Below are 23168 nucleotides of genomic sequence, written 5' to 3'. Positions count from 1 at the left end.
CACGCATTGGATGATCCATGCAAGAATTAGTTCGCATGGCCGCTTCCGCTTTGATCATCGATATAGAAGTACTGGCCCACTTCCGCCGGCTCATCATCGAGCTTGAACCCGAACACATCCAATCTTGCGCAGCAAGAGCATGGGCAGGGACTGACTGCCCATGCTCGTGCCGCCCTCCCCCCGGACGCGACACACCCCCAACCCTGCGCCTGCACGCACCAAGGCTTCAATGGGGTAAGTCATTATGGTTCCATTATATCAAAGCCAGTCAGGCCGCGACCGACACTGCGCCAAGACCAAGTTCGGCCTTGGCGAAGTCGCGGATATGGAAGCCAATATCTTCGCGCTCCAACGCCAGGGCAAGGTTCGCCTCGACATAGCCGGCCTTGGAGCCGCAGTCGAAACGACGGCCATCAAAGGTGACACCATGGAAGGGCTGCTTGCCGATCAGCGACGCCATGGCATCGGTCAGCTGGATCTCGCCGCCCGCGCCCTTTTCCTGGGTTTCCAGAATCTTCATGACGTCGGGTTGCAGGATATAGCGGCCGGGTAGGATGAGGTTGGAAGGGGCGGTGCCAAGCTTGGGCTTTTCCACCAGGCCCTTAACTTCAGTCAGGGCGCCGTCGCGCGCGCCCGGATCGATCACGCCATAGCTGGGCGTCTGGTCCATCGGGATTTCGAGCGCGCAGACCAGATTGCCGCCGACCTTTTCATAGGCCTCGACCATCTGCTTCATGCAGCCATTGCCAGGCGCGCCCTTCATGAACTCGTCGGGCAGGATGATAGCGAACGGTTCGTCACCGACGATGTCGCGGGCACACCAGATGGCGTGGCCAAGGCCCAGCGGCTCCTGCTGACGCAGGAACACCGCGTGGCCGGGTGCCAGGCGCGTCCCTTCGAGCGCCGAAAGATCCTTGCCGCGCTCTCGCTGGGTGATCTCGCATTCGAAGGCGATGTCGAAATAATCCTCGATCGCGCCCTTGCCGCGCCCGGTGACGAAGATCATCTGCTCGATCCCGGCCTCGCGCGCCTCATCGACGGCATATTGAATCAGCGGACGATCGACCACCGGCAGCAATTCCTTGGGCACCGACTTGGTGGCGGGCAGGAAGCGCGTGCCAAGACCGGCGACGGGGAAGACAGCTTTACGGATCGGCTTGTTCGACATGATACCCCATTCTCATGAATGATCAAAGAATCACGACATGACCCAGTCACGTCATCGGCCAATAATGGCCATTCCTTTTCCGACCCGCATTTGTCCGCATCCAAGGAAGCAAACATGACGCCGATCAAAATGCATTGCGATGAACGATGACCCCGAGCGTACGAATTAGGATCGACGCATCGAGCCACAGCGACCATTGGCTCAGATATTCAAGATCTGCCGCAAGTCGGTTCTTTAGATCAAGCTCCCTGGCAGTTGCACCACGGTGACCACGTACCTGCGCCAGCCCGGTGATACCCGGCTTGCACGCATGGCGATGCCAATATGCAGGGTCCACCTCCCAGAACAACTTGTCCTGAGCGGTGGAGTGAACAGCATGGGGACGCGGCCCGACGATACTCATATCCCCCGTCAGGACGTTGATCAGCTGGGGCAGTTCATCGATACTGGTCCGACGAATCAAACGCCCCACGCGAGTGACACGATCATCATCCCGAGCGGTAGAGATTACGCCACCCGTATCGCCACGATCATCTCGCATAGAACGAAATTTATAGATTCTAAACAGCTTGTTCTGACGCCCGATACGGGGCTGACGGAAGAAGATCGGCCCCTTGCTGTCGAGCTTGATGGCGCACGCAGTGAGCAAAAGTAGCGGCAGCAAAACCAGAATCGCTGCCGATGCAAAGAGGATGTCGAACATCCTCTTGACCATCCGATCGGCCAGTCCCAGCGGACCACTGGCAACGACGAGGGTCAGTTCATCACCCACCCGGCCAATACCCAGGATCGTGCCATCATCAAGCTCAGTTGCGACAATCTCTGCATGGACATTCATGCCATTGAGAATATGGGTCCAGCGAGCCCGGCGATGGGGATGGCAGCGCACCACAGCCCGGTCAGTACTACCAACCAATTGCGCCAGCTCATGATAGCCGGCAGGATCATCGGTTTCGATATCCCAACTCAGCCGCACGGCCGGCTGGTTCTGCGAACCATAAAAAAGCACCTTCTCACCAAGGTCATCAATTTGAACGGTAGCCAGCAGCTCCCCATCGAGAGCGCGACGTGAATAGCTCACAACCGCAAAACGCCCGAACATCAAGAAGAATAAGGCAAGGAAGCCGCCTAGCCCGACCTGTACGCGCGAAACATCATCACTCTGCTGGAGGACGAAAAGCAACATGAGCAGCAGCCCCATGCCCACGGCAAAAGCAACCGACGCCAGGCGCATCGAGGTTGCTCGCTGGGTAAGTGCCACGCCCCAAAATGCCTGCAGCACCATTCCACTCAAGAAATAAAGTGGTGTTACGGCGAACGCGAAAGAAACAGGCTCAACAAATGACGCGCCAAAGCGGACAAAGCCAGCCAAAAATGCTGCAGCGAGAATCGCAGCCACGTCCGCCACCAAAAGCGCACAAGTAAGCCGCACGCGCAAATGCGATTTTGCAATTCGCGATTTTGCTCCGGGTCCCGTAATCTGAACCCCCTCGATCGCAACAACATGATTCATTAGACTCTCCGTCTAATTAACCCAACCACCCCAGCGCGACCCAAGAATAATTTGAATCGCTTATGATCATGCTGCATTACGATATCAAGCATTTTCTGCCGCTTTTCCAAGCGACAGAATATCCGACTCGCGTGATTAAATGCATGGACTCCAGTTCGTTAGAATCCGACACAATGCGCATGAAGCCAATCCGCCACGATATTTTTGCTTCATCGGGATATTTCCCGGATTGACGAAAAAATCGATCATTGCGCGCCATCGCAATATATATTCGCGATACAGCGAAAATTTCATCCGGCTCGCGACGAAGCGCGCTGGATATTTCTATCCTATTGGCCCAATGAATCTGTGACTTGGGTCACACGACAGAATTTTCGGGCACTCGATATTCATCCACAAATGCAGCCATCAGGCAGCGCATCCCTGAATCCGACCATTTCTTCAAATTAATCGCCGATAACTTTTCCCGGAACATGACCCCGACAGATTTTGCGCTGGCCAATAAATCATCTTCAGTGATAGCTGCAGCGCAACATAGTCCAAGATGAGCAGGCGCCGTCCGCCAGAGGAGCTTCATGCAAGCCATTTCCCTTAGCCGCTTCCTTATAGAACAGCAGCGACTGAAGGAGGCCCTTCCAGCAGAACTGCGGCTCTTGATCGAGACAGTTGCGCGCGCATGCAAAACCATAAGCCATGCCATATCCAAGGGCGCACTGGGCGAGGTGCTGGGCAGCCTGGGAAGCGAAAATGTCCAGGGCGAAGTGCAGAAGAAGCTCGATGTCATAGCAAATGAGCTGCTGCTCGATGCCAATGAATGGGGCGGCCATTTGGCCGCCATGGCTTCGGAGGAAATGGAAACCATCCATCGCATCCCGAACCGTTACCCTAAGGGAGAGTATCTGCTGCTGTTTGATCCGATCGACGGATCGAGCAATATCGATGTAGCTCTTAGCGTTGGCACGATTTTCTCTGTGCTCAAGGCCCCTGAGGGGAGCGCCGGCAGGGAACTGACAGAGCAGGATTTTCTGCAACCCGGCAATCGCCAGGTTGCAGCCGGTTACGCCATATATGGGCCGCAAACGTTGCTCATGCTGACCATCGGGGCTGGCGTTTACGAATTTACTCTTGATCGTGAAGTGGGATCATGGCGCATGACAGATGGCCCACTGCAAATGCCCCAGGGCAATCGTGAGTTCGCGATCAATATGGCACGTCGGCGACAATGGCCCCCAGCTATAGCAAATTATATTGAGGAACGAATTCTTGGAGCTGAGGGGCCATTGCGCAAGGATTATAATATGCGCTGGACCGCCTCGATGGTGGCCGACGTCCACCGCATCCTCAAGCGAGGTGGCATCTTCCTCTACCCAGCAGACGCGCGCAGTGGCGGCAGCGCGCGTCTTCGCCTCATGTATGAAGCAAATCCGATGGCACTGCTCATCGAGCAAGCCGGAGGCGCTGCACATGATGGAGAACAAAGGATTCTCGACATCATTCCTGCGACCCTGCATCAGAGGGTAGGCGTGATCCTGGGAGACCAAAGAGAAACCGACTTCGCCCGTACATAGAGCCACCACGCCATCGACCACCCAGAGCCAACGCCTGCCCGCCGATCGGTTCCAGGTCACACCGTATGATGGAGACAGACAGGCGCTGCTAGTCCGTGTGGGACAGCTTTCCAGGTGAGAAGTATCCAGTCCGATCAATGTGTTGCCTGCGGGGCAGTGTGACAAACGCCTACACTGCCCCACGGGCCGAACGTCCTGCTGGAGCGTGCGTCGGCGGTCGATCGGCCGATCTGAAAGTGCCTTTCGTAATCGGGACGGTCGGAAATTGGCGATGCGTCGGCGGTTGGCACTGCGGGGTCGGCTGATAGCGTTGCTCTAGCGAAACAGCGACGGAGACGAACGATGGAGTATTTCTGCGGATTGGACGTGTCGATGGACAATAGGGCGGCGTGTGTGGTCGATGACAAGGGCGAGGTGCATCTGCGCACGTCGGTCGTGACGGATGCGGAAGCGATCCGTGCCGCGCTCGAACCCTTCCTATAGCGCCTGCGCCGGGTCGGTCACGAAGCGGGCGCGTTGTCGCCGTGGCTGCATCCCGAGATGCTGCGCCTCGGCCTCCCGGCGATCTGCCTGGAAACCCAACATGCGCGCGCGGCGCTCAAAGCGCAGCGCAACAAGACGGACGCGGCCGACGCGCTCGGCCTGGCGCATATCATGCGCACCGGCTGGTTCCGGCAGGCGCATATCAAGAGTGAGGGCTGCTACCGGATGCTGATCCACCGGCGCAACCTCAAGCGCAAGTTCCTCGACCTCGAAAACGTCATTCGCCTCTCGTTGAAGGCGTTCGGGATCAAGCTGGCGGGCACGTCGCGCGGCAAGTTCGCTGCCGTCGTGCGCGAAATGGTGGCCGACGATCCGCTGACCAGCGAACTGATGGACGCGATGCTGAAAGCCCGCGCGGCGCTGTGGAAGGAATATTGCCCGCTGCACGACATGGTGGTGAAAGCCGTCGCCGGCAGAGAACTGTGCCGGCGCTTCCTGCAAATCCCCGGTATCGGCCCCGTCACCGCGCTGAACTTCATGACCGCGATCGAGGATCCGTCGCGCTTCCGCCGCTCGCGCGACGTCGCCGCCTACTTCGGCCTGACGTCCCGGCGCTGGCAGTCGGGCACATCGATCGACGTGCAGGGCCGCATCAGCAAGACCGGCGATCCGGACGTGCGGCGTTCGCTGTACGAGGCGGTGCAGGCGCTGATGACCCGATACCGGGCAAGGACAAGGTTCGCGCATGGGGCATGTCGATCGCCAAACGGTCGAGCCAGCGCAAGGCGATCGTCGCGGTCGCGCGCAAGCTGGCGGTCATCATGTACGCCATGTGGACCGATGGAACCTTCTATGTCGGCGATCCCGATGCCGACGCGAAGGACACCGTGACGCGGGCCGCGCGCAAGGATCGCAAGCTTCTGGGCGCGCACGCATGAGTATGCTCGGATCAACTCAAATGCCGCTGCTCGTCATGGTGACGGACGCCTGTTGGGCAAAGGAGCTCCGCTTCGGCGGATGAGGACTGGTGCAGACCAAGGACACGGGACGCACGATATCTTGCCTGTGGCCGACACCCTTCGGGGCCCGTCGGACCACGCCCGAGTGCCTGTGATGTGGCCCCGTGAATCCGATCAGAGGATGCGCCGCGACGGTTCGGACGCTGCCTGCGGGCTGGCGATAAACCCCGTCGATAAGCGCGGAAGAGTGTACGGCGCACCAGAACTCGAACGCCCGTATGTGGAGCATATCCTGGCGTGGATCAGGCGGCTGCGAAGGTGTATGGAGGAGAAACGAAGATGGCGAAGACAGCCGAGAAGAAGACCCCCATTAAGAGGACAAGATAAAGGACGACAATCATCCGGTTCATCCAGGCCATGCTGGGACACGCCGAACTCTCCACCGCGCAGATCTACACCCAGATCAACATCCGGATGCTGAAGCAGATCCACAGCGCCACTCACCCAGGACGCCCGATCGCCACCGCCTGCCAGCATGGCGACACGGGCGAGGCTCATGCCCTCCTGGCCGCCCTCGATGCCGAAGCTGACGACGACAAAGAGTGAGAGTGCCATCCGCACCCTCGCCAAATGGCGAAAAACCGCCGTTCCGACTCACGCGCATCCCATGACGGTCCAGATAGCATCCACTCAAACCCGCAGAAAAGCGTCATGCACCCGTGCGTGAGGTGTGCTGTGAATAGACAGCATTTTCGTTAATTGGAGGGTCGTGCGGATCGGCTTCGATCCGGCCCGGATTATCGTTTCCAGTGAGACGGTTGCGCGCGTCTGACTTCGCGCAGAAGACCGCATCAGCCCTTGTTGCGGCCGCCTTCTATTCCCGATTTGTGCCGAATTGGGGACCAAATAGCCATCATCGATAGACCATCTCGGCGAGGCTATTCATCCATCAAGCCTTTCTCGATCAGTCGGCGAATTGCCTCCGGTCGGCTCGGTTGGCCGAAAGCGTTTTCGCGCCATTTGTCGATCCGCTCGACGAGCTCGATACCCATGGTGAGATGCTGCGCGACGGCCTTCTTTTCTCCGTTTGTCTTAGTGCCTGACTCAGAAGTTTCTCAAGCGTAGCAATACCTTGCAGTTCTGCGGGTGAGCATGCGGATGGAGGCTATCGTTATCCATGCCGTGGAGGATTCGATGGTAGTTTCCCAATCCTTGGCGAGGTGGCGGCATCGGCCAAGCCATGCGAAGGTGCGTTCGACGACCCACCGCCGCGGGAGAACCTGGAAGCCCTTCGCCTTGTCCGAACGCTTTATGATCTCGATCGTCCAAGCCCCTGATCCGGCAAGGGCAGTACGGAGCTTGTTGCCGGCATAGCCCCCATCGGCAAAAACATGCCGCAGCCACGGGAAGCGTTTCCGCACGGCCTTTAGGACATCGACGGCACCGTCGCGGTCCTGGATGTCGGCGGTGTGGACGAGGATAAAGATGAGAAAGCCGCAGGTGTCGGTCAGGATATGCCGCTTGCGGCCCTTGATCTTCTTGCCCGCGTCATACCCGCAAGGGCCGCCGCTTTCGGTGGTTTTAACTGACTGGCTGTCGATCACACCGGCGCTCGGCGAGGCTTCGCGCCCTTCGATCTCGCGCAGGTTCAACACCAGCATCGTGTTCATGGCTTCGAGCAAACCGGTGTTGCGCCAAGCGTAGAAATAGCGCTGCACAGTCGAGACCGGCGGAAAGCATTTGGGCAGAAGCCGCCAAGCGCAGCCGCTGGCTGCTATGTAAAGCAAGGCATTCACTACTTCGCGCATATCTGTCGTCCGACGACGACCTCCGCGCTTGGCTGGCGGGATGAACGGTGCCGCCAATTCCCACTCCCGGTCCGTCATGTCGCTGGAATAGCGCAATCCTTTCCGGCTATGCTCCTGCCGGGCAGTACCAGTCCATGTCATTGATCACTCCATCTCTCGCAGGACGGACTGAATCACAACATACTGGTATTGCTCAACAACTTTTGGGGCAGGCTCTTAGGGGTCATTTGTCGAGTCATTCAGGGTGGAGGTTGCACGACGAGCATACCAAAAACCGGCGGCGCCGGTCGCGTGAAATGGCGGTTTTGATATCAATGGAATGAGGGTGCGGCTGCGGGGCTATTGGGTAGCTCGCGGTTTACGAAAACCCCACAGCCGCGATGGCATTCATAGGCCAGATCGTGGCGATCCGATAGACCCTTTACAGGAGTTTACATCCTGACCCCTCGCAACAGCCATAATCGAATACTAGGGGTCGCAACGCGGCCCGGTCTCTTCAGTCCCCCCGCAGAGCCGGGCCTACTTTTCCGTTTCTGTCCGCGTTTCACAGTCGCACTTTCAGGTGGGCGCATTCCAGAAAGCAGCCTTGCGACCATGCCGCGCCTTGAGATAGGCAAGGTACGTTTCGTGATCGGAATGCCCGCCAAACGAGGTGATTTTGCCGGCAAGGTGTGCGCATGATTGAAGATGGCGCGCAGCATGGGGATACCGCTTTGACCGGCCCATTTCGAGCGCGAAGTCGATCATCGAGCGCAACAGCAAAGTCGCTGCCAATGGGTGACACTTCTCCAGTGCATCGGCGGCCTGATTTGAGAACCAGTAATGGTCGCCGTTCAGTTCTTCGTGCCGGGCCATGACCATCTCAGCGGCCTTGTCGAGCGCGGGCCATTCGATGAGAACTGACAACCCCTGATGGAAATCGGGGAATTGCGATGCGTGGAGCAGAGCTTTCTCCTCGGCCTCGATGTCATCGAAGTCCGGCAGACGTTTGAGGTACGCCTTCAGGTATTCCGGCTGTAGGCTCTGATCGAATGCCTGCCACCTTTAACGCTGGGCATCCTCAGTCATCCCCGCCGCCTCCAGCGCTTCGATCCACACCCGCTCCCATTCCGGCCACCGGCTCCCGTCTCGCATTTCGGGGTTGGCCCGCTTCAGAGCCTCCAGTGCCTCTGAGGATCGGCCCGCTTCCAGCAACCGCTCTGCAATTGCTGCCGCCACGGCAGGGTTCGCCTGTTCTGCCTCGGGGTATAGTGCTGCATAGCCGTCGACATCGCCCATCGCGTCCGCGATTTCGGCCAGGGCAATCTGCACTCGTCGGTTACGATACCTGGCTGCATAATCGTCGTAGACCGGGCCGCGCGTGCTGATGGCGATAACCTTGCGATCAGTTGAGGGCTGGCTTTGAGAAGATTGCTCCAGCTTCGCTTTCAGCAGTGCCAAACCGTCCGATCCCAAGGCCTTCGCCATCACCGGAATCAGATCGTCAAATTGACCGTAGTCATTCGCGAACACAGCATCATAAATGTGGTCTGCCATGCGGGTTGCACTGACGCGTGCCTGAGGAGCGATCTCACCCATATCCTCGATGGCTTGCCCGAAAATGACGCCTACCGTTCCGCTACTATCGTCACACCTCGCGTGGATCGACGACGCGAGGCCTAGAAACCGCCACAGCAACTCATACGCCTCTGCGGGCTGCGACGGCGCGACGTGGCTGATGATTGCCTTACGCTAAGCATCCAGATCCTTCGCAACCGCTTTCACTTTATGCCAATCGATGAAGGATTTCGATTTGGCGATGGTGGCTATGCGCTTGCGGATTTCAGCGGCGGCATCCGCCCCGCCGGACTGGCCGGCTAACTCCAATCTCAGGCGTCGTTTCATTGCCGCGTCGCCCTGCGCCAGTTCCATAATCAATTCTGCCAAACGCTCAGCGCCCAGCGCTGAGAGGTTCTTCGCATTCAGGGTCTTTGAACTGGCCATACCGCTCCTTCGCCAGACCCGGTAAAGCGGTCAATGACAAAAGACGGCCAGTCTGGCAGACTGACCCGAGAATTGCCGGGCCGGGCGCCAATACGACGACCAATTTACGGCTGCAGACAGAATGGCAAGCTCTGGCAACGATCACGGAAAACCTACGTCAGCACGCGACCATTTGCGACCGTTAGTGACTCGCCCGCTAAACGGCAGGTGTTATCGAAAGCTGCCAGTTGGCCTAGGTGCCGTGCAGCGCACTGCGATCGCGAGCCGAGAGGCCGTGGCTGCCGTGGCTCTGGGGAAATACGACAACAGGCGCGCCGCCTGCTGATACTGCCGTTGGATGGTGGTGCAGAAATGCCGCCGCCAAATGAGCCTTTGCGGGAGGTCGTTTGGCCCGGGGCCAGCCAAGCACGATATCGCATAGATCACGGTGCAATGACCCCTGACAATCCGGGCGCCGCGACCGCCAAGTCATGCGCGACGATGGCGGCGATCCTGCGCGCCCCGCCATCTCCAAGATGCGTTGGATCATCGCGAAGGTCGAAACGATACAGCGGCCCCGGCTCCCCGGTCGCTGTCGGCGGTGTCGGAGGGGTTTCCCCAGGGCGAAGCTGCGCAAGATAAGGCGCTCCATCCGGACCGAGCGACGAGACCAAGGCCGCGCTGGCCCGATTGAGATCGATCACCGGAACCTGCATTTCATCTGCGACCGCACGCATCTTCCCGGCCCAGATCGCAAGAATGTTGTCGAGCGCACCGTCCTTGAAAAGGCGCCGCACCATTGGCGTCACCAGAACCGGTATCGCCCCGCGCACACGGGCCTCTCGCACGAACCCTCGGAGATTTTCCGGGTATTCCGTGTCGATGTCGGTCCACACCTTCATTCCGTGGTTCTGGTCGTTGTGCCCGAACTGGATCAACACATAGGTGGCCGCGTATCCGGAGACCGACATCTCCGCGAGCGCCACGTCCCATGATCCTTCCTCGCGGTAGCTGCGTGAAGACCGCCCGCCACGTGCGAGGTTCACGCAGGCCACATGAGCCGCCACATGATAGGCGCAAAAAGCCCCTCCCCATCCACTGACCGGCGCGACGGTCGAATCCCCCACGAGGATGATCTTGCGCATCGTCAGAGGTGCCGCCTTTGCCCGTGGGGTGTCGCCCGCGATGATCGAATGGCTCCCGGTCGTCTGCGCGGTGTTCTTGGGCGTTTGGCCCGCCGCCGCCCCGGCACCGGACAGGAACAGCACTGCCGCCGCCATGGCGCCCAATTGTCTGCATCCGCGCATCATGGGTTCATCGGGTCCGTGGCCTCGCGGTGGAGGGATTTCAGGGTCGGAATAAATTCCAGCGTGGTGAAATCCACGCGCTTCAGCAGTGTCCACGGCAGATAGCCCTGATCGCGGATGAACCTGTCCTCCAATTCCTTCGAGCCGATGTACCGACCCTCGCTGATGTAGAGTGACTTGCTGCCGAGCGGCGCGCCGGTACGGAAAATCATCCGGCCATTGTCGCGCACTTCCGTCGTCGTATGGCGTGAGAGCGGATTGATAAGGATGCGGTCGGCAGGAATGCCGAGATCCTTGACCAGATAGGCCTTCATTTCGAAAGCTTCGGTCCACTCCGTTCCCCGGGGCCGTAACCGGGCGCCGGACACGATGATGAGCGGCGCACGACCAGCGCGAAACAGGCCGGCAGCCGTTCGCAAAGCAATTTTGCGTCCCGGATTCAATGGCTCATAGGCGATCTCGGGCGACCAGCCGGGAACGACGATGGTGGCGTTGGGATAATCGGCCCAGCGGATGGAGGCAGCTGCGGTGAACGTCGCGGCGTTCTCGCTCTCCTGAAGCCGCAATTGCCGAACGGCATCGTCGCGCCGGTTGATCTCCATCAGCGCCAGCGCGTAATCGAGAGCGATCCGATAAGGCGGTGCGGCGTTGTCCGCCTGTCGGCTGACGTCCCATATGGTGAGGGTCAGCAGCTTTCGGTAATAGTCCCCCTTCTGTGGGTAGATGATGGAGTCGATGTCCGCATAACGCGGTTTCTCGTCGAGGGCGTAGACGCGAATGATACGGTCCACCGCATCCTGCGCCTGCGTCCAGGCCCTTGCCAGCAAGGCACGGTCGTCCAGAGAGACGTCGCGCTGGAACCTGCCGGACGGCCGCATATGCTCCGTGACCAGACGCCGAACGGCGAGCGAGCGATCATATAGGCGCCCGATCGCTTCGGCCGATTTCTGCCGCTCTGCATCGGTCCAGCGCATGGCCTCAGGCGTGCAGGCCGCCTGCCGCTCGGGGTTGCTGTCCTGCGCCTGATAATCCGCCTGACAGGCAATCGACGCAGCCTTTGCGCGTGCCAGAGCCGCTGCCCCTATGACCTTGAGGTCAGGGTCGGCGGTCAGGGCGTGCAAGGCCTCCGGCACCTGCTCGAACAAGGTCAGCAGGTAGAAGTTCTCGTCCTGAAGCAACGAACGCCCCACCAGAGGACGGTAGCCCAGATCCACGCCCTCGACGTGAGCATGGTTCAGGCCGGGGCGCGCCGCCAGATCGGCGGGCGGAAGATCCCTTCCGGGCCGGTTTGCCCAGCCGGACTGGGCGCTGGCCATGGTCACGGCGAACGGTGGGGTAAGCGCGGTTGTCACGCCGACCAGACAGGCGAGAATTCTCCATTCCATGGATCGATGGCCTTTACATACAGGGGAAGACTGGGAGAAGGATGAGGACGGAAGCGGAGCAGGTTCGCGCGCCCGTTTCCGTCCGCCATCCCGTTGCGATTTCACAGTTTGAACGACGCACCCACCCAGAATGCACGGCCTGTATAGTTATAGTCGCGCACCAGCTGGTCCGAGAGGCCCTGATAGTTGACCCGCGTTGCGTCGGTCAGGTTGCGCGCCTCACCGATCAGTTCCAGCCGGCTGTTGGCCTTGATGCGGACCTGAAGATCAAGCTGGTCATAGGGCCGGTCGAAGCGATCGAGCCTTGCGCCGTTCTTATCGAGATTGATGGTCGTCATGTACCTGGCCTTGTGGGCATATGTGGCACGGGCCTGGAATGGTCCAATCTTGTAGAAGACGGACATGTTCATTAGATCGCGCGGCTGCTCGGTCATATAGTCGAGCTGGCGGGTGGAGCCGTCCGCCATGATGACCCCGGATTTGCCGCGCATATGCGTCCAGTTGGCGGAGATGCCCAGGTTCTTCAGCGGTCCAGGCAGGAAGTTCAGGTGGGTCTTGACGAGGTTCAGCTCGATGCCGTCGACCGTCGCCTTCGTCATGTTCTGGGGCTGGACGAAATCGACTTCCTCGCCGTTGAACTCGCCCTTGGTGCGCCCGGTGAAGATATCGTTCTTCACTTCCTTGCGGAACAGGGCGGCGGAAATCACGCCTTCGTTGCCGGGAAAGTAATATTCGATGGCGGCGCTGTAGCTGTTGGCGGAACGCGGCTTCAGGTTCGGATTGCCGCGCGAGACGGTGGCAACCTCGCCGTCCTCACCCACGGAATAGCGTTCGCCGGCTGCCAGCTGGTTGGGATTGGGGCGGCCCACGCCCTTGAAATAGGATGCGCGCAGGCGCAACTGCGGCGCCAGATCGTAAAAGCCGGTGATCGACGGCAGCCAGTTGGTGTAGCCACCCTTGCGGGTGACGGTGCTCACCGCCCCTTGCGCATCGATCGACGAGCGGACGACTTCGGTATCGGTTTTCTCGCCGCGCAGGCCGAAGATCACCGACAGGCCATCCTGCTTGTAACTGCCCGCGATATAGGCCGCCGCGACATCCTCGCGCATCGCATAGTCGCTCGTATCCGCCGGGACCGTGCCCACGAAGTTCTGCGGGTTGGCCTGGAAATACTCGTAGAATTTCTGGATATCGATGGCGGGCGTCGCCATCGTCGTGTTCATGATCGAATAGGTTCCTCCGAAAAAGTCCTGCATGTTCAACTTCACGCCCGATGCCAGCGTGTAATTCACCTGATCGTGATCGTAGACCCGATCGGTCCTGCGGAACTTGCCACCCACGCGTACGCCGAAACCCGTATCGCCCTTGCCCACGTTATAGCCGTAGTTCACTTCGGCTTCCTTCACCGTGTCGACATTGTCGTCCACCTGCGGCTGATAGTAGCTGAAGTTGTAATTGGCCGGATTGGCGTAGTAGCCCGGATTGTTGATCGACAGGACCGGCGTATCGCCGGACACGTCCACGCTCGACCCCAGGTTGGTGTTGTTGGTGGTGGTGACGAAGCGCAGCGCATTGGTCGGCTCGTAGAACTTGGCGCGCGACCATGATGCACGGGCGTCGACGGTCGAAACGTCGCTCGGCGCCCAGCGCACCACGCCGTTGATCGTCGTCATGGGCTTGTCGTCCGGGAAATCGTTGAAGCTGGCGTAGGCCTGCCCGGCGGACGACTTCGAAATGCCGTCGGCATCCGTGGTGATCGTGCCGCGTGCATAGTAATTGCCCTGATAACGGTATTCGCGCTCGTTCTGCTCGAACCGGGCATATGTGATCGCGGCATAGAGATGGTCGTCGGGTTTGTATTCCAGCTTGCCGAATGCGCTCCAGCGCTCCGAACTCAGCGGATAGCCCAGAAGGCCGTAGCTGGCCGGGACGTAATAGTCGCCGCGCTCGGTCCAGCTGGACGGCTGGTAGCGGTTCTGGTCGCGCTGGCGGCGCAGGAAGCTGCCCGATGCGACGATGCCGAAGACGTCGCCGCTGCCGAAGCGGGTCGAAAACGTTCCCGCCGCGCGCATGGACATGCCGTTGGAACCGGGCGCATGGTTCTTGCCGAAATAGCCCGGCGTATCGCCATAGACCGGGATCGACGTGGAATCATACGTGCCGACATAGGCATTGCCGACCAGATAGGTCCCCCGGCTGTCGAAAGCGGAGCGGGTGGTCAGGTCGATCGCGCCGCCGATGGCGCTGCCCTCCATGTCCGGCGTGCGCGATTTGCGCACTTCGGAACGCTTGATCGCGGTGGTCGGGATCGCTTCCATGTTGAGGCGGCGGTTGTTGCGCTCGGAAGAGGCAAGCCCCGCCCCGTCCAGCGAACCATAGGTGTAATCGGGATTGAGGCCGCGAATGGCGACGTATCGCCCTTCGTCCTCGTCGAACACGGTGTCCACGCCGGGGAGGCGGCGCAGGCTGTCGGCCACGTTGAAGTCAGGTTGCTGGCCGGTTTCGTCGTTGCTGAGGAAGTCGGCTTCATAGTCGCGCTCGCGCTTTTCCTCGATCGACTGCGCATTCTGGCGCTGATAGCCGGTGACGATGATTTCGCTCGTCTGGCCAATAGCTTGCGCAAGCGCCGGACCTGCGGTCAGCGCGGTGGTGGAAAGAAGTATGACGGAATGAATGATCGACGATCTGAAAGCCACGGCGTGTCCTCCTTGAAGCTGGTGAAGGGGCAGTTATTCACCTATGGTGAAATAAATATGACGCTGCGCCGCCTGCATGCACTTTGTCCCTTTGCCACTTCGCGCAACCGTCTTAGGGTGCCGCCGAAATGCCGAACCACCACACCGCCACCCGAACATGAACGGTCTGCCAGTCGGGCCTTTGCCCGCCCATTTCCTGCGCGAAGACGGTCGCCGCTCGGCAACCGCGACCGAACGGCGGATTCTTTCGCTGCTACGGGACGAAGGTCCGCTGTCGCGTTCGGATCTTGCGCGTCGCAGCGATCTCTCGGCCCAGTCGCTCATGCGCATTGCCGACGCACTGCTCGCCCGCCAACTGATCAGCGAGGGCAAGCCGGTATCATCAGGCCCCGGCAAGCCCGCCACGCCTCTCTCGATCGTTGCCGACGCCGCCTTCGGCATTGGATTTTCAGTGATGACCGATACGCTGTCGCTGGCGATTCTCGATCTGGCTGGAACCATCCGTTTCACGGGCAGCGCCCCGCTGGAGGACAAGGCGATACAACCAGCCGTGCTCCAGATGCGCGCCATGATGCATTCCGCTCTCGCGGAGACGAGGATATCCGAAGACCGCATCGTCGGCGCAGGGGTCGGCGTCACGGGATATTTCATCGACGCAACCGCGCGGGTGAACCCGCCCAGTCTGCTGGAACCCTGGGCGCTGATCCCACTCGACACGATCCTTTCCGAGGGGCTGGGTATCCCGGTCAGGGTCGATAACGACGGCAATGTCGCCGCCATCGGCGAAGCGATGCTGGGCGCAGGGCGGGAAGCGGGCCGTTTCGCCTATCTCTACTTCTCCGCCGGTTTCGGTGGCGGCGTCATCCTCGACGGACATCATTATCGTGGCCGATTCGGCAATGCGGGCGAATTCGCCTCGCTGATCCCACCCGGCTGGCCGCAGCCCAACCTTGAAAGACTGCGCCTTGCGGTCAACGCGGCAGGAGGAACGTTCTCCGACCTCCATGGCCTACTCGCCGATTTCGATCCCTCCCTTCCCGGCGTCGCGGAATGGGTCGAGGAGATCGTGCCTTCGCTGGATCTCGTGATTTCCGGAATCTCCGGCATTCTGGATCCTGACGCCATCATCTTTGGCGGCCGTATGCCCAGAAAGCTAGCGGAACGGATATTGCCGCGCCTTTCCCTCTTCAACGAACCGAGACGCGGCAAACCGCGGCCGGCGCCGCTCCTCGACATTTCGCGGATCGAACATGATGCCGCGGCTCTGGGCGCAGCATCGATGCCCTTGCGCGCGGCCTTTTTCGAACAGGAATAGCCCCAAAGGCTCCACGGCGCAGGACAATGGTCATCAGCCTGTCGCTAAATCGCAATATCCGCTCGTCATGGCATCCGTTTCCGACAAGGCATTCAGCAGCCATTCACGGGACGCCCGTTCCTTCGCGCTGCGATATGGCGGGGCGCATTTTGGCAAAAGCCTGTTCTGGCATGGCAGCGAGATGCTCTACGCTTTTTTCCTCACAGAAATAGCCGGGGCATCGGGTCGCGACATGGCCATCACGGTTGCCGGCGGCCTGATCGCAAGCGCAGCCATAGACATCTGGTTGGGCCGATGGCTGAACGCCCGGCATATGTCCTTGCGACATGCGGCCGGCCTGCAATGGATCGGCGCAATCGCCAGCGTGGCGACAGTGGCTTTGATCGCGATGACCGGAATGTTGCCGCCATCGCTAAGGCTAGCCTATGGGCTTGCATCAGGACTGATGTTCCGTTTCGCTTACGGGCTCTATGACATTTCTCAAAATTCGATGCTCGCACTCGCAACGAATAGCGCGTCCGAACGCGCTGGGCTGTCGGCCCTCCGTATTTGCGCCAGTGGCTGCGCCTCGCTCGTTATCGCAGGCGGCACAACGTTCGCACTCATGCGGGCGGTCGGTCGCGAGCAGATGGGGCTGGCCGGACTTACAGTTTTTGCCGCATTATGTGCGACAGGCTCTTCCCTGCTTCTGTCCCGCATTTCCGTCCCTTCACCAGCGCGCGCAACCATCGCCCCAGCGGAAAAAGCCTGCAACGCAAAGGTGAAGCTTTGGCCGCTTTACATGGCCATGCTCCTGACATCGCTTGCCATTTCCAGCTTTGTCAGGCTGGAGCCCTATTATCTTGCCAGCCTGCCGACCAGAACAGCCTCCGGCGGTACCTTCATAATGGCAACTGCGGTGGGGCTCATTCTATCGCAGCCCTTATGGTATCGTGCCGTCCACAGATACGGAAGCGATTGCACGCTCCTCATCGCAGCAATCCTTTTGCTTTGCGTATTTTGCGCATTTTACGGTATTTTCGCGTTTGCCCCGACCATGGCACCCGTCATCGCCCTGCTGTTCGGGCTCGCCAATGGCGGCGTCGGCATGACGATCTGGACCGGTTTCTCTCAACGCGTTGCGCGCAGCGGGCAAGAGGTTCGTGCCTTTGGACAACTGACAGCATTCTCGAAAATCGGACTGGCACTCGCGGCAGGACTGGTCGGCGGATGGCTGTCCTCTGAGAGATCGGCAGACAGTTGGGCCACGTCATTAGCCATCCCCATGGCACTGATTCCCGCAATGAGTGTTATACTTACCATCATTTGCCTATTGTTTTTGATCGCAGTCCCTCGCCGTTCTGATTGCATATCGACGGCGTAACTGTGTTGGTAGCCAATATCTCAACATTTGTTCACAAAATCCTCCCAGCGCGAAATAACCAATTCTGGGTTCATCATGAGCCGACATTGGCGTTACGAATTGGGAACGACTGAGATGGCCGAAAGCCGAAGGGGTTTGAACTATAAATATTCGTTCATCCCAATGTTGAAACGGTGACTCCGAAGTCGGCCAGATTTTGCACGTCCAGCAGCCGGTCTTCACACAGCCGCGAACAGCCGTTTTGACGGAAACCCGCCGCCAATGAAAATACTGACGCGGGGCAGCAGAATGAGCAGCGCGACGTGACGGGGGCGTCACATAAAACGGGCACCGATATACGCTCTCATGACTGCCATCCGAGATACTGCCCGAGTTTACCCCTTCGCTGGCCGCAAGACCAGCGTTCGCATTGACCTTGGCGGGTGTGCCGCGGACGCCTGATCGACGACGATTGATCACGCTCTCATCCGCGGGTTGATTACCGCACTACCCGTATCCGTCGCTGGGCCTATCCTCCGTATAAGTTCGGGCGTCGGACGAACCTGCCCCACCGTACACCGTGGATTGCCCATCACAGTCGGGTGCCCGCGGCACGTCGGCCAAGGCTATGCAGTTGGTGCGCTGGCGCCTCCTCTCGTTAATGTCGTGGGTGGATCAGCCGGCTATCGCCGGCGACACCCGACGGGCGATGTCCCAGGCATAGCCGAACAGTTCACGCGCGATCGCGGTGGTCACCTTGGGCTGAGGCTTGCCCGTGGCCGCCAGGCGACGGTAGCGCTGGCACAGGCGAACCTGCGCTTTCCACCCGATCGCCTGGATGTCCTCGGACAAGTCGATGACCCGCTCACGGTAGCGTCGTTCCTCGCGAGCGGGCAGTCGATACGACCAGCCCGCCTCAATCAGCATGGTTCGTGCCTGCGCGTTGCCCGCGCGGGTGATCCGGCCCCGTTTGGTCCGAGCGCCGCTGGAGTGCTCGGACGGCACCAAGCCGACATACGCCATCAGTTGCTTGGGATTGTCGAAGCGGGTGAGATCGCCTACTTCAGCGACCAGCGTCGCAGCGCTGACCAGCCTGATACCGCGCAGGACCTGTAGATTGCGGACCAGCGGCGCAAAACACCATGCGTCCACCGCTTCAGTCAGCGCCGCTTCTAAGCGCCCAACCCGTGTCTGCGCCTCCAGCACCCGCTTCTGCATTTCCTCGAATGCCAGCTGTTGGTGGGGAAAATCGAACCGCTGCTCGGACAACCACCGCCAGTACATTTTCGTCCAGGCCGCCTTGCCGCCGAAACGACGATCATGACGCAACAGGAAGCTGCGCACTGTCTGCTTGGCTCCGATGGCATCATCTTGCGCGCTGCGTCGCGCGCGGATGAGATCGCGTACCGCCTCGTGCGCTTCGTCCGGTATCCAGATTGCGGTGAGTTCGCCAGCGCGTAGCAGCCGCGCCAGGGTCATCGCGTCACGCCGGTCCGTCTTTACATGGTCACCCGTGTCATCGGTCCTGCAATTCTCCGCAAAAGTGGGCTTTGAAAATTCCCTAGTTGGTGGCCCCTTCATCTCATTCTGCCGGGGCTAGCCCCGGCAGAATGAGATGAGCCGACATCGTCCTCATCTCCTTTGCAGACGCGGAGACGGGGCCGATGGCTGACCTCGTTGTCCGCGTGACCGTCATCGACGAGACGCCTGTCCGCGACCCTGACGTGGTCGATGGCGATCCCGACTACCTCACCCAAGCCGTGGCGGCCGCCGACGACGGCCGGACGGGCCGTCCGGGAAATTCGGCTCCTCGCCCCGCCCACCCCCGATCCCGGCCCCCCCGGGCCCGGCCTAGCGCCGGGCTCTTTTCGTTTCAGGAGCCCGATATGCCCGCCTATCTCACCCGCTTTTCCTGCCTGCTCGACGTCGGCACGGTCGCCAATGTCGTGCGGGCCTTCGACATCTACACCGCGCTCATGGCTGACAACGCTCGCGAGGACCCGCCCGCCGAGCCATTCCTCCTCTCGCTGACGCCCGAGCACGGCGCGACGCGCCTCTGGCTTCGCGAACCCGGTACCGCCGATCCGCAATTGCTGATCACCTTTGTCACGCGCTGCGCCAAGACGTTCGCGCTCACCGGCACATGGGGTTTCAGTGGGCCGGCACCGCCTCTGAGCTTGTCGTCGACGGCTTTTCCGGCGGCGCTCATCTGCTGGATCTCGGCACAGGCCGCACGATTGAATGGATGAGCACCATCCGCTGGCTCGCAGAGGGAGGTGCGCGATGATCCCCGATCATGCCCGCACCAATTTCCAGACCCTGCTGCGCGCCGCGGGAAGCGGCGATCTGGCGCTGATGGAATGCGCGGACGCCGCGACCGGCGAAACGCGCTACGTCATCTTCGCAGTCGGTCGTGATGGCGCAGAATATATCTTCACGCCGTTCGGCCATCTGACCAACGGCAATCCATACGATGCTTACCTTGCGCCCACCGATCAGGCGTCGAGGTCATCTTGACCACAGCGTTGCACCCTGATGGCCCGGCCTCGAAGGAGCGCCGGGCTATCTTCGTTTCAGCTTTGCCGGTCCAACCTCAATCTTCCCAGCCTGAGTGCATTGCCGATGACGCTGACCGAGGACAGCGCCATGGCGGCGGCGGCGATGATCGGCAAGAGCAGTATCCCGAAGGCCAGGTACAACAGACCCTCTCATCCTGATTGTCGCGCGGCACACCGATAACCCCGACAAGCCCGGCCACACTCGCCGAAACCAGGAATTGCCTTCTTCCAATCGTCGATATCTCCAAAAGGAAAAGTTAGATCGGTTAACAATCGGCCGCGCCGGGACCTAATCATGGGGAGGAGGGCCGCCGCCGTTTTGGCGAGATGTTCTCGCCCTTGGTGCTTTCAAGAACATTCAACATTCTTAAGAAGTGGGGAGCAAGCCTCCAGACACAGGCCTTCTGGACGCGTTCCTAGAGCAACCGGCTCCCATCATCAGCTTCACGACTGGATACGGCCGCTTCCGTCAGATCGAGACGCTCCCGGAAGAAGCGACATCTTGGTGTAGAAGCTCCCACTAGGCACCTTCCAATCAATACCTTACGCTAATTCATGACGTTATCGATCGAGATCGAATCTATCACAGCCTCATTAACCGGTCCGGACCGTCCGCCCGGCCCGATGTATGTCACGTTGGAGCGTAGATCGCTCATATTGAAGAAGTCATCTAGCTGCAGCGTGAAGTTTCCCGGCTCGAGATCAAAGACGATGTTCATCGACCGCCGCCACGGCATTGATGCGCCATCGGGACGAATATGAGGCATCTGAAGGATCGCAGATCGTTTTACCCCGCTCTGGCTCGTGAGCGTCAACCGCTTCACCGCATTCGTTATGCCCGTATTGTGGTCGTAAATGGTGTTGCTGTAGCGGATGCTGAATGCATAACGCCCCGCTGCCGGTATGCGGAGGTCACGGACAGTGAGGGATGTTCCGCGCCCGATTGCGAGAGGGGCGGCACTTTCGCTGTCGCGAGGCGGGTTGGTCGTCAGGCGCGGGTCGGCGCTGGTAATGCTCTGAGCGCCCTCTCCCCTTAGACAATAAGGCTGCGAGGGCTGCGAGGAGAGTCGGCTCGTCTTGTCCGTCCCGACGACCGAGTAGCATACCGAAAATGTGGCGGCCAGCGGCGCAGTATCGATCAAAGCCTCGCCCGCTCGCTGCCCCGGAACGATCTTTCCATCACGATATAGCGCAAGATCCAGGGCGGTCGCGACTGTGTCAGCAATCATGATGCTGACCTGATTGCCCTGCCGCGTCGCTGACCCGATCTGGGGCGTCGGCGGCATGAATGCACGGGCGTCGTCGTGACTGCGCGCCGGGATTATGGGCACCTCCGTCAGTGTATCCGCTCCCGGCTTGGCCGGCGCGAAGGTGATGACGACCTTATTCGTGCCTTGCCTGAGCATTGCAGCGGTAATCGGCTGCGACAAAGGCTTACCATTGAGCCGGATTTCCTTGACAGCATGCAAACCGCCGGGTTGTCCAATCGGCGGCAGGGCGAGTTCGATCTGAACCGGGCGGCCCAAATATTGCACACCTGTCAGGACCGCCTTGCTACTTTCACCGAGTTGGGCCCGGATGGCACTCGTCAGGAACGGCTTGACATGTATACCGTCGAACTCAGGCTGCCAGCCGAAGATGGTGCCAATCGCGAATCCCAGATATCCTCCGACGGACCATAGCTGTCGGCGCGAGTTGATCTGCGGGCCATCGTCGAACTGACCAAGGCCGGTCAGCCACTCGAGGTTTTCCATGTTCGACAGGTTGAGAGCAGCGCCGCGCATAAGGGCGGACGCGGCCCGATCGGCTGCCATGACATGACCCGCCCTGGAAGCAGCCTTGAGCGCGTAGGCCGTGACAAAGGGCCACTGCGCCCGATTATGATAGACGAACATGTTTGGGGCCTGCGGCCAGACGACGGGCGGTCCGAAGGGTGCAACAGGATATTGCGACAGGATCTGCCGTGCCCGCTGATCGTCGGCGAGACCGGAGACGATAGCGAGGGCGTTCCCGAGCAGGTCGAACTTCTGCACACGTCGCGGGTTGAGGTCGGCGGTTAGATAGGTCGCGTACAGGCCGGCACCCGGATCCCAGAACGCTGTGTCGATAGCGCGGGCGAGATCGTCCGCCCATCCGCCATATCGCTTCGCCGCGACCTCGTCGCCAGCCTCCAGAGCGAGGCGTTCCGCGAGCCGCATTGCCCTGTAGTGCGTGACATTGGTCGACAGAGCCTTGCTCTGGGCCATGGCGGAAAGATTGTCCGTGATCCATGCCGCATAGGTCTGTTCACGCCAGTCGAGAAAGCTGTGTTCGCCGCCGTAGAGCCCATCCCGCGCGTCGAAGGCGGCGATGCGGTCGGCCTCGAGCGTTCCCTTCAATGCCGCCAGTGCCTTGGTCGCGAACTGGCTGCGCTGCGCACCGTCGAGATTGGCCAATGTCCGCTCTGCGCCCAAGGCCCAGCTCGTCCGGTCGGTGCTGACCGGCCAGCTCCCTCCCGAGCCCGTATCCTGGATGATCTGCAAGCTGTCCGCCGGGATCCCTGTAGGAACGGCAACCCCGGGCCGGAAGTCGCTCGTCTTGAAGAGGAGACTTGTGGCCGCCCGCTCGGGGTCAAACCCCGCCAAGCCGAGATCCAGCGCATAGGAGAGATCGCGCGTCCAGACATAATGCCATTTCTCGCCGGTCTCGAAGCAGGCACAGACGATCGGTTGTGTCCCATAGGCCTCGTCCTGGATGGCGCTGACACTGTTCGTGCGCGCTTCCGCTACCGCCTGAGCGAAGAGAGCATCGAACAAGGGATTAGCGGTGGCGACTCGCGGTAACGTCTCCGATTCCGTGATCGTCCGCGAGGACGGGCCATTCTCGCGCTGCGGTGCTGTCGAATGCAGCTCGAATGTTCGCGATCCCGGTTGACCCGTTTTGCGTACGGAAACACTCCAGTCTACGCCGGTCCCGCTATCAGGATAGGCAGGGAATGTGACAACCGTTTCATCGACCTTCGCCGTCGCGGTGGGCGGCAACACGGCAACGGAGACCAACGTCATGACGGTGCGGCCAGCGCGCGACCGGAAGCAGCGGCTTGTCAGCCATTGAGACGCCTTCAT

At 60.3% G+C, this 23168-nt stretch carries 19 protein-coding genes and 1 pseudogene; 9 read left to right on the top strand and 11 right to left on the bottom strand.

Translation table 11 applies throughout. From position 1 onward, the window contains the following. Positions 1-268 precede the first annotated feature (268 nt). The gene (locus CG471_RS12120; RefSeq protein WP_099232034.1) at positions 269-1168 is read right to left on the bottom strand and encodes a UTP--glucose-1-phosphate uridylyltransferase; all 900 of its coding nucleotides are present in this window, start codon (positions 1166-1168) and stop codon (positions 269-271) included. Positions 1169-1292: 124 nt separating this feature from the next. Next, positions 1293-2681, bottom strand: coding sequence for an exopolysaccharide biosynthesis polyprenyl glycosylphosphotransferase (locus tag CG471_RS12115; protein ID WP_099232033.1), 1389 nt, complete (start codon positions 2679-2681; stop codon positions 1293-1295). A gap of 62 nt (positions 2682-2743) precedes the next feature. Here CG471_RS12115 and CG471_RS30640 point away from each other — a divergent pair, with 62 nt between their 5' ends. Continuing rightward, positions 2744-2914 (top strand): hypothetical protein, encoded by a 171-nt coding sequence (locus tag CG471_RS30640; protein WP_180275693.1) that lies wholly within the window; start codon positions 2744-2746, stop codon positions 2912-2914. A 125-nt stretch (positions 2915-3039) separates the two neighbouring features. Here the strand turns inward: CG471_RS30640 and CG471_RS30165 are convergent, their stop codons facing one another. Beyond that, positions 3040-3258, bottom strand: coding sequence for a hypothetical protein (locus CG471_RS30165; RefSeq protein ID WP_139149926.1), 219 nt, complete (start codon positions 3256-3258; stop codon positions 3040-3042). Here CG471_RS30165 and CG471_RS12110 point away from each other — a divergent pair. The 4 genes from CG471_RS12110 (at position 3257) to CG471_RS30635 (ending at position 6297) form a co-directional block, all read left to right on the top strand. Next, positions 3257-4249 (top strand): class 1 fructose-bisphosphatase, encoded by a 993-nt coding sequence (locus CG471_RS12110; protein WP_099232032.1) that lies wholly within the window; start codon positions 3257-3259, stop codon positions 4247-4249. The two genes, CG471_RS30165 and CG471_RS12110, sit on opposite strands and share 2 nt — an antisense overlap. A gap of 342 nt (positions 4250-4591) precedes the next feature. Next, a complete protein-coding gene (locus CG471_RS31265) occupies positions 4592-4732 on the top strand; it encodes an IS110 family transposase (RefSeq protein WP_234791933.1) in 141 nt (46 codons plus the stop codon). A 57-nt stretch (positions 4733-4789) separates the two neighbouring features. After that, the gene (locus tag CG471_RS12105) at positions 4790-5623 is read left to right on the top strand and encodes a transposase (RefSeq protein WP_257211517.1); all 834 of its coding nucleotides are present in this window, start codon (positions 4790-4792) and stop codon (positions 5621-5623) included. Positions 5624-6108: 485 nt separating this feature from the next. Then, the gene (locus tag CG471_RS30635; RefSeq protein ID WP_069335911.1) at positions 6109-6297 is read left to right on the top strand and encodes a hypothetical protein; all 189 of its coding nucleotides are present in this window, start codon (positions 6109-6111) and stop codon (positions 6295-6297) included. Between the two features lie 509 nt (positions 6298-6806). Here CG471_RS30635 and CG471_RS12095 read toward each other — a convergent pair. The 5 genes and pseudogenes from CG471_RS12095 to CG471_RS12075 form a co-directional block, all read right to left on the bottom strand. After that, entirely contained in the window at positions 6807-7640 is an 834-nt protein-coding gene (locus CG471_RS12095; protein WP_099232031.1) for an IS5 family transposase, read from the bottom strand. A gap of 417 nt (positions 7641-8057) precedes the next feature. Beyond that, positions 8058-9482, bottom strand: a pseudogene (locus CG471_RS31775) (DUF6880 family protein). A 422-nt stretch (positions 9483-9904) separates the two neighbouring features. Then, positions 9905-10729, bottom strand: coding sequence for a rhamnogalacturonan acetylesterase (locus tag CG471_RS12085; RefSeq protein ID WP_180275692.1), 825 nt, complete (start codon positions 10727-10729; stop codon positions 9905-9907). A gap of 38 nt (positions 10730-10767) precedes the next feature. Beyond that, entirely contained in the window at positions 10768-12153 is a 1386-nt protein-coding gene (locus CG471_RS12080; protein ID WP_099232029.1) for a YdcF family protein, read from the bottom strand. 101 nt (positions 12154-12254) lie between these two features. Beyond that, a complete protein-coding gene (locus CG471_RS12075; protein WP_180275691.1) occupies positions 12255-14849 on the bottom strand; it encodes a TonB-dependent receptor in 2595 nt (864 codons plus the stop codon). A gap of 157 nt (positions 14850-15006) precedes the next feature. Here CG471_RS12075 and CG471_RS12070 point away from each other — a divergent pair, with 157 nt between their 5' ends. Together CG471_RS12070 and CG471_RS12065 are read left to right on the top strand one after the other, a co-directional pair. After that, positions 15007-16164 carry an ROK family transcriptional regulator gene (locus CG471_RS12070; protein ID WP_099232027.1) on the top strand — a complete coding sequence of 386 codons (1158 nt, stop codon included), beginning with the start codon at positions 15007-15009 and terminating at the stop codon, positions 16162-16164. After that, complete coding sequence (locus CG471_RS12065; RefSeq protein WP_099232026.1) at positions 16100-17527, top strand: MFS transporter; 1428 nt, start codon at positions 16100-16102, stop codon at positions 17525-17527. The genes CG471_RS12070 and CG471_RS12065 overlap by 65 nt, the downstream gene beginning before the upstream one ends. A 654-nt stretch (positions 17528-18181) precedes the next feature. Here the strand turns inward: CG471_RS12065 and CG471_RS12060 are convergent. After that, on the bottom strand, positions 18182-19087 hold the full coding sequence (locus tag CG471_RS12060) for an IS110 family transposase (protein ID WP_257211516.1): 906 nt from the start codon (positions 19085-19087) through the stop codon (positions 18182-18184). Positions 19088-19170: 83 nt separating this feature from the next. Between CG471_RS12060 and CG471_RS31660 the strand changes: the two genes are divergently transcribed. Together CG471_RS31660 and CG471_RS12045 are read left to right on the top strand one after the other, a co-directional pair. Continuing rightward, the gene (locus CG471_RS31660; protein ID WP_306552742.1) at positions 19171-19755 is read left to right on the top strand and encodes a hypothetical protein; all 585 of its coding nucleotides are present in this window, start codon (positions 19171-19173) and stop codon (positions 19753-19755) included. A gap of 34 nt (positions 19756-19789) precedes the next feature. After that, the gene (locus tag CG471_RS12045; protein WP_099232025.1) at positions 19790-20023 is read left to right on the top strand and encodes a DUF6117 family protein; all 234 of its coding nucleotides are present in this window, start codon (positions 19790-19792) and stop codon (positions 20021-20023) included. 56 nt (positions 20024-20079) lie between these two features. Here the strand turns inward: CG471_RS12045 and CG471_RS31260 are convergent, their stop codons facing one another. Continuing rightward, positions 20080-20205 (bottom strand): hypothetical protein, encoded by a 126-nt coding sequence (locus CG471_RS31260; RefSeq protein ID WP_257211515.1) that lies wholly within the window; start codon positions 20203-20205, stop codon positions 20080-20082. 407 nt (positions 20206-20612) lie between these two features. Next, entirely contained in the window at positions 20613-23168 is a 2556-nt protein-coding gene (locus CG471_RS12040) for an esterase (protein WP_099232024.1), read from the bottom strand.

Source organism: Sphingobium sp. IP1 (genome assembly GCF_002708645.1).
Lineage (GTDB): Bacteria > Pseudomonadota > Alphaproteobacteria > Sphingomonadales > Sphingomonadaceae > Sphingobium > Sphingobium yanoikuyae.
The sequence above is the reverse complement of the archived record's forward strand: the minus strand, read 5'-3'. Positions and strand labels throughout refer to the sequence as shown.

Coding starts and splice junctions, on each gene's coding strand:
- CG471_RS12120 (WP_099232034.1), bottom strand. CDS start 1,168: ATGTCGAACAAGCCGATCCGTAAAGCTGTCTTCCCCGTCGCCGGTCTT.
- CG471_RS12115 (WP_099232033.1), bottom strand. CDS start 2,681: ATGAATCATGTTGTTGCGATCGAGGGGGTTCAGATTACGGGACCCGGA.
- CG471_RS30640 (WP_180275693.1), top strand. CDS start 2,744: ATGATCATGCTGCATTACGATATCAAGCATTTTCTGCCGCTTTTCCAA.
- CG471_RS12110 (WP_099232032.1), top strand. CDS start 3,257: ATGCAAGCCATTTCCCTTAGCCGCTTCCTTATAGAACAGCAGCGACTG.
- CG471_RS30165 (WP_139149926.1), bottom strand. CDS start 3,258: ATGAAGCTCCTCTGGCGGACGGCGCCTGCTCATCTTGGACTATGTTGC.
- CG471_RS31265 (WP_234791933.1), top strand. CDS start 4,592: ATGGAGTATTTCTGCGGATTGGACGTGTCGATGGACAATAGGGCGGCG.
- CG471_RS12105 (WP_257211517.1), top strand. CDS start 4,790: ATGCTGCGCCTCGGCCTCCCGGCGATCTGCCTGGAAACCCAACATGCG.
- CG471_RS30635 (WP_069335911.1), top strand. CDS start 6,109: ATGCTGGGACACGCCGAACTCTCCACCGCGCAGATCTACACCCAGATC.
- CG471_RS12095 (WP_099232031.1), bottom strand. CDS start 7,640: ATGACATGGACTGGTACTGCCCGGCAGGAGCATAGCCGGAAAGGATTG.
- CG471_RS12080 (WP_099232029.1), bottom strand. CDS start 12,153: ATGGAATGGAGAATTCTCGCCTGTCTGGTCGGCGTGACAACCGCGCTT.
- CG471_RS12070 (WP_099232027.1), top strand. CDS start 15,007: ATGAACGGTCTGCCAGTCGGGCCTTTGCCCGCCCATTTCCTGCGCGAA.
- CG471_RS12065 (WP_099232026.1), top strand. CDS start 16,100: ATGATGCCGCGGCTCTGGGCGCAGCATCGATGCCCTTGCGCGCGGCCT.
- CG471_RS12060 (WP_257211516.1), bottom strand. CDS start 19,087: ATGAAGGGGCCACCAACTAGGGAATTTTCAAAGCCCACTTTTGCGGAG.
- CG471_RS31660 (WP_306552742.1), top strand. CDS start 19,171: ATGGCTGACCTCGTTGTCCGCGTGACCGTCATCGACGAGACGCCTGTC.
- CG471_RS12045 (WP_099232025.1), top strand. CDS start 19,790: ATGATCCCCGATCATGCCCGCACCAATTTCCAGACCCTGCTGCGCGCC.
- CG471_RS12040 (WP_099232024.1), bottom strand. CDS start 23,168: ATGAAGGCGTCTCAATGGCTGACAAGCCGCTGCTTCCGGTCGCGCGCT.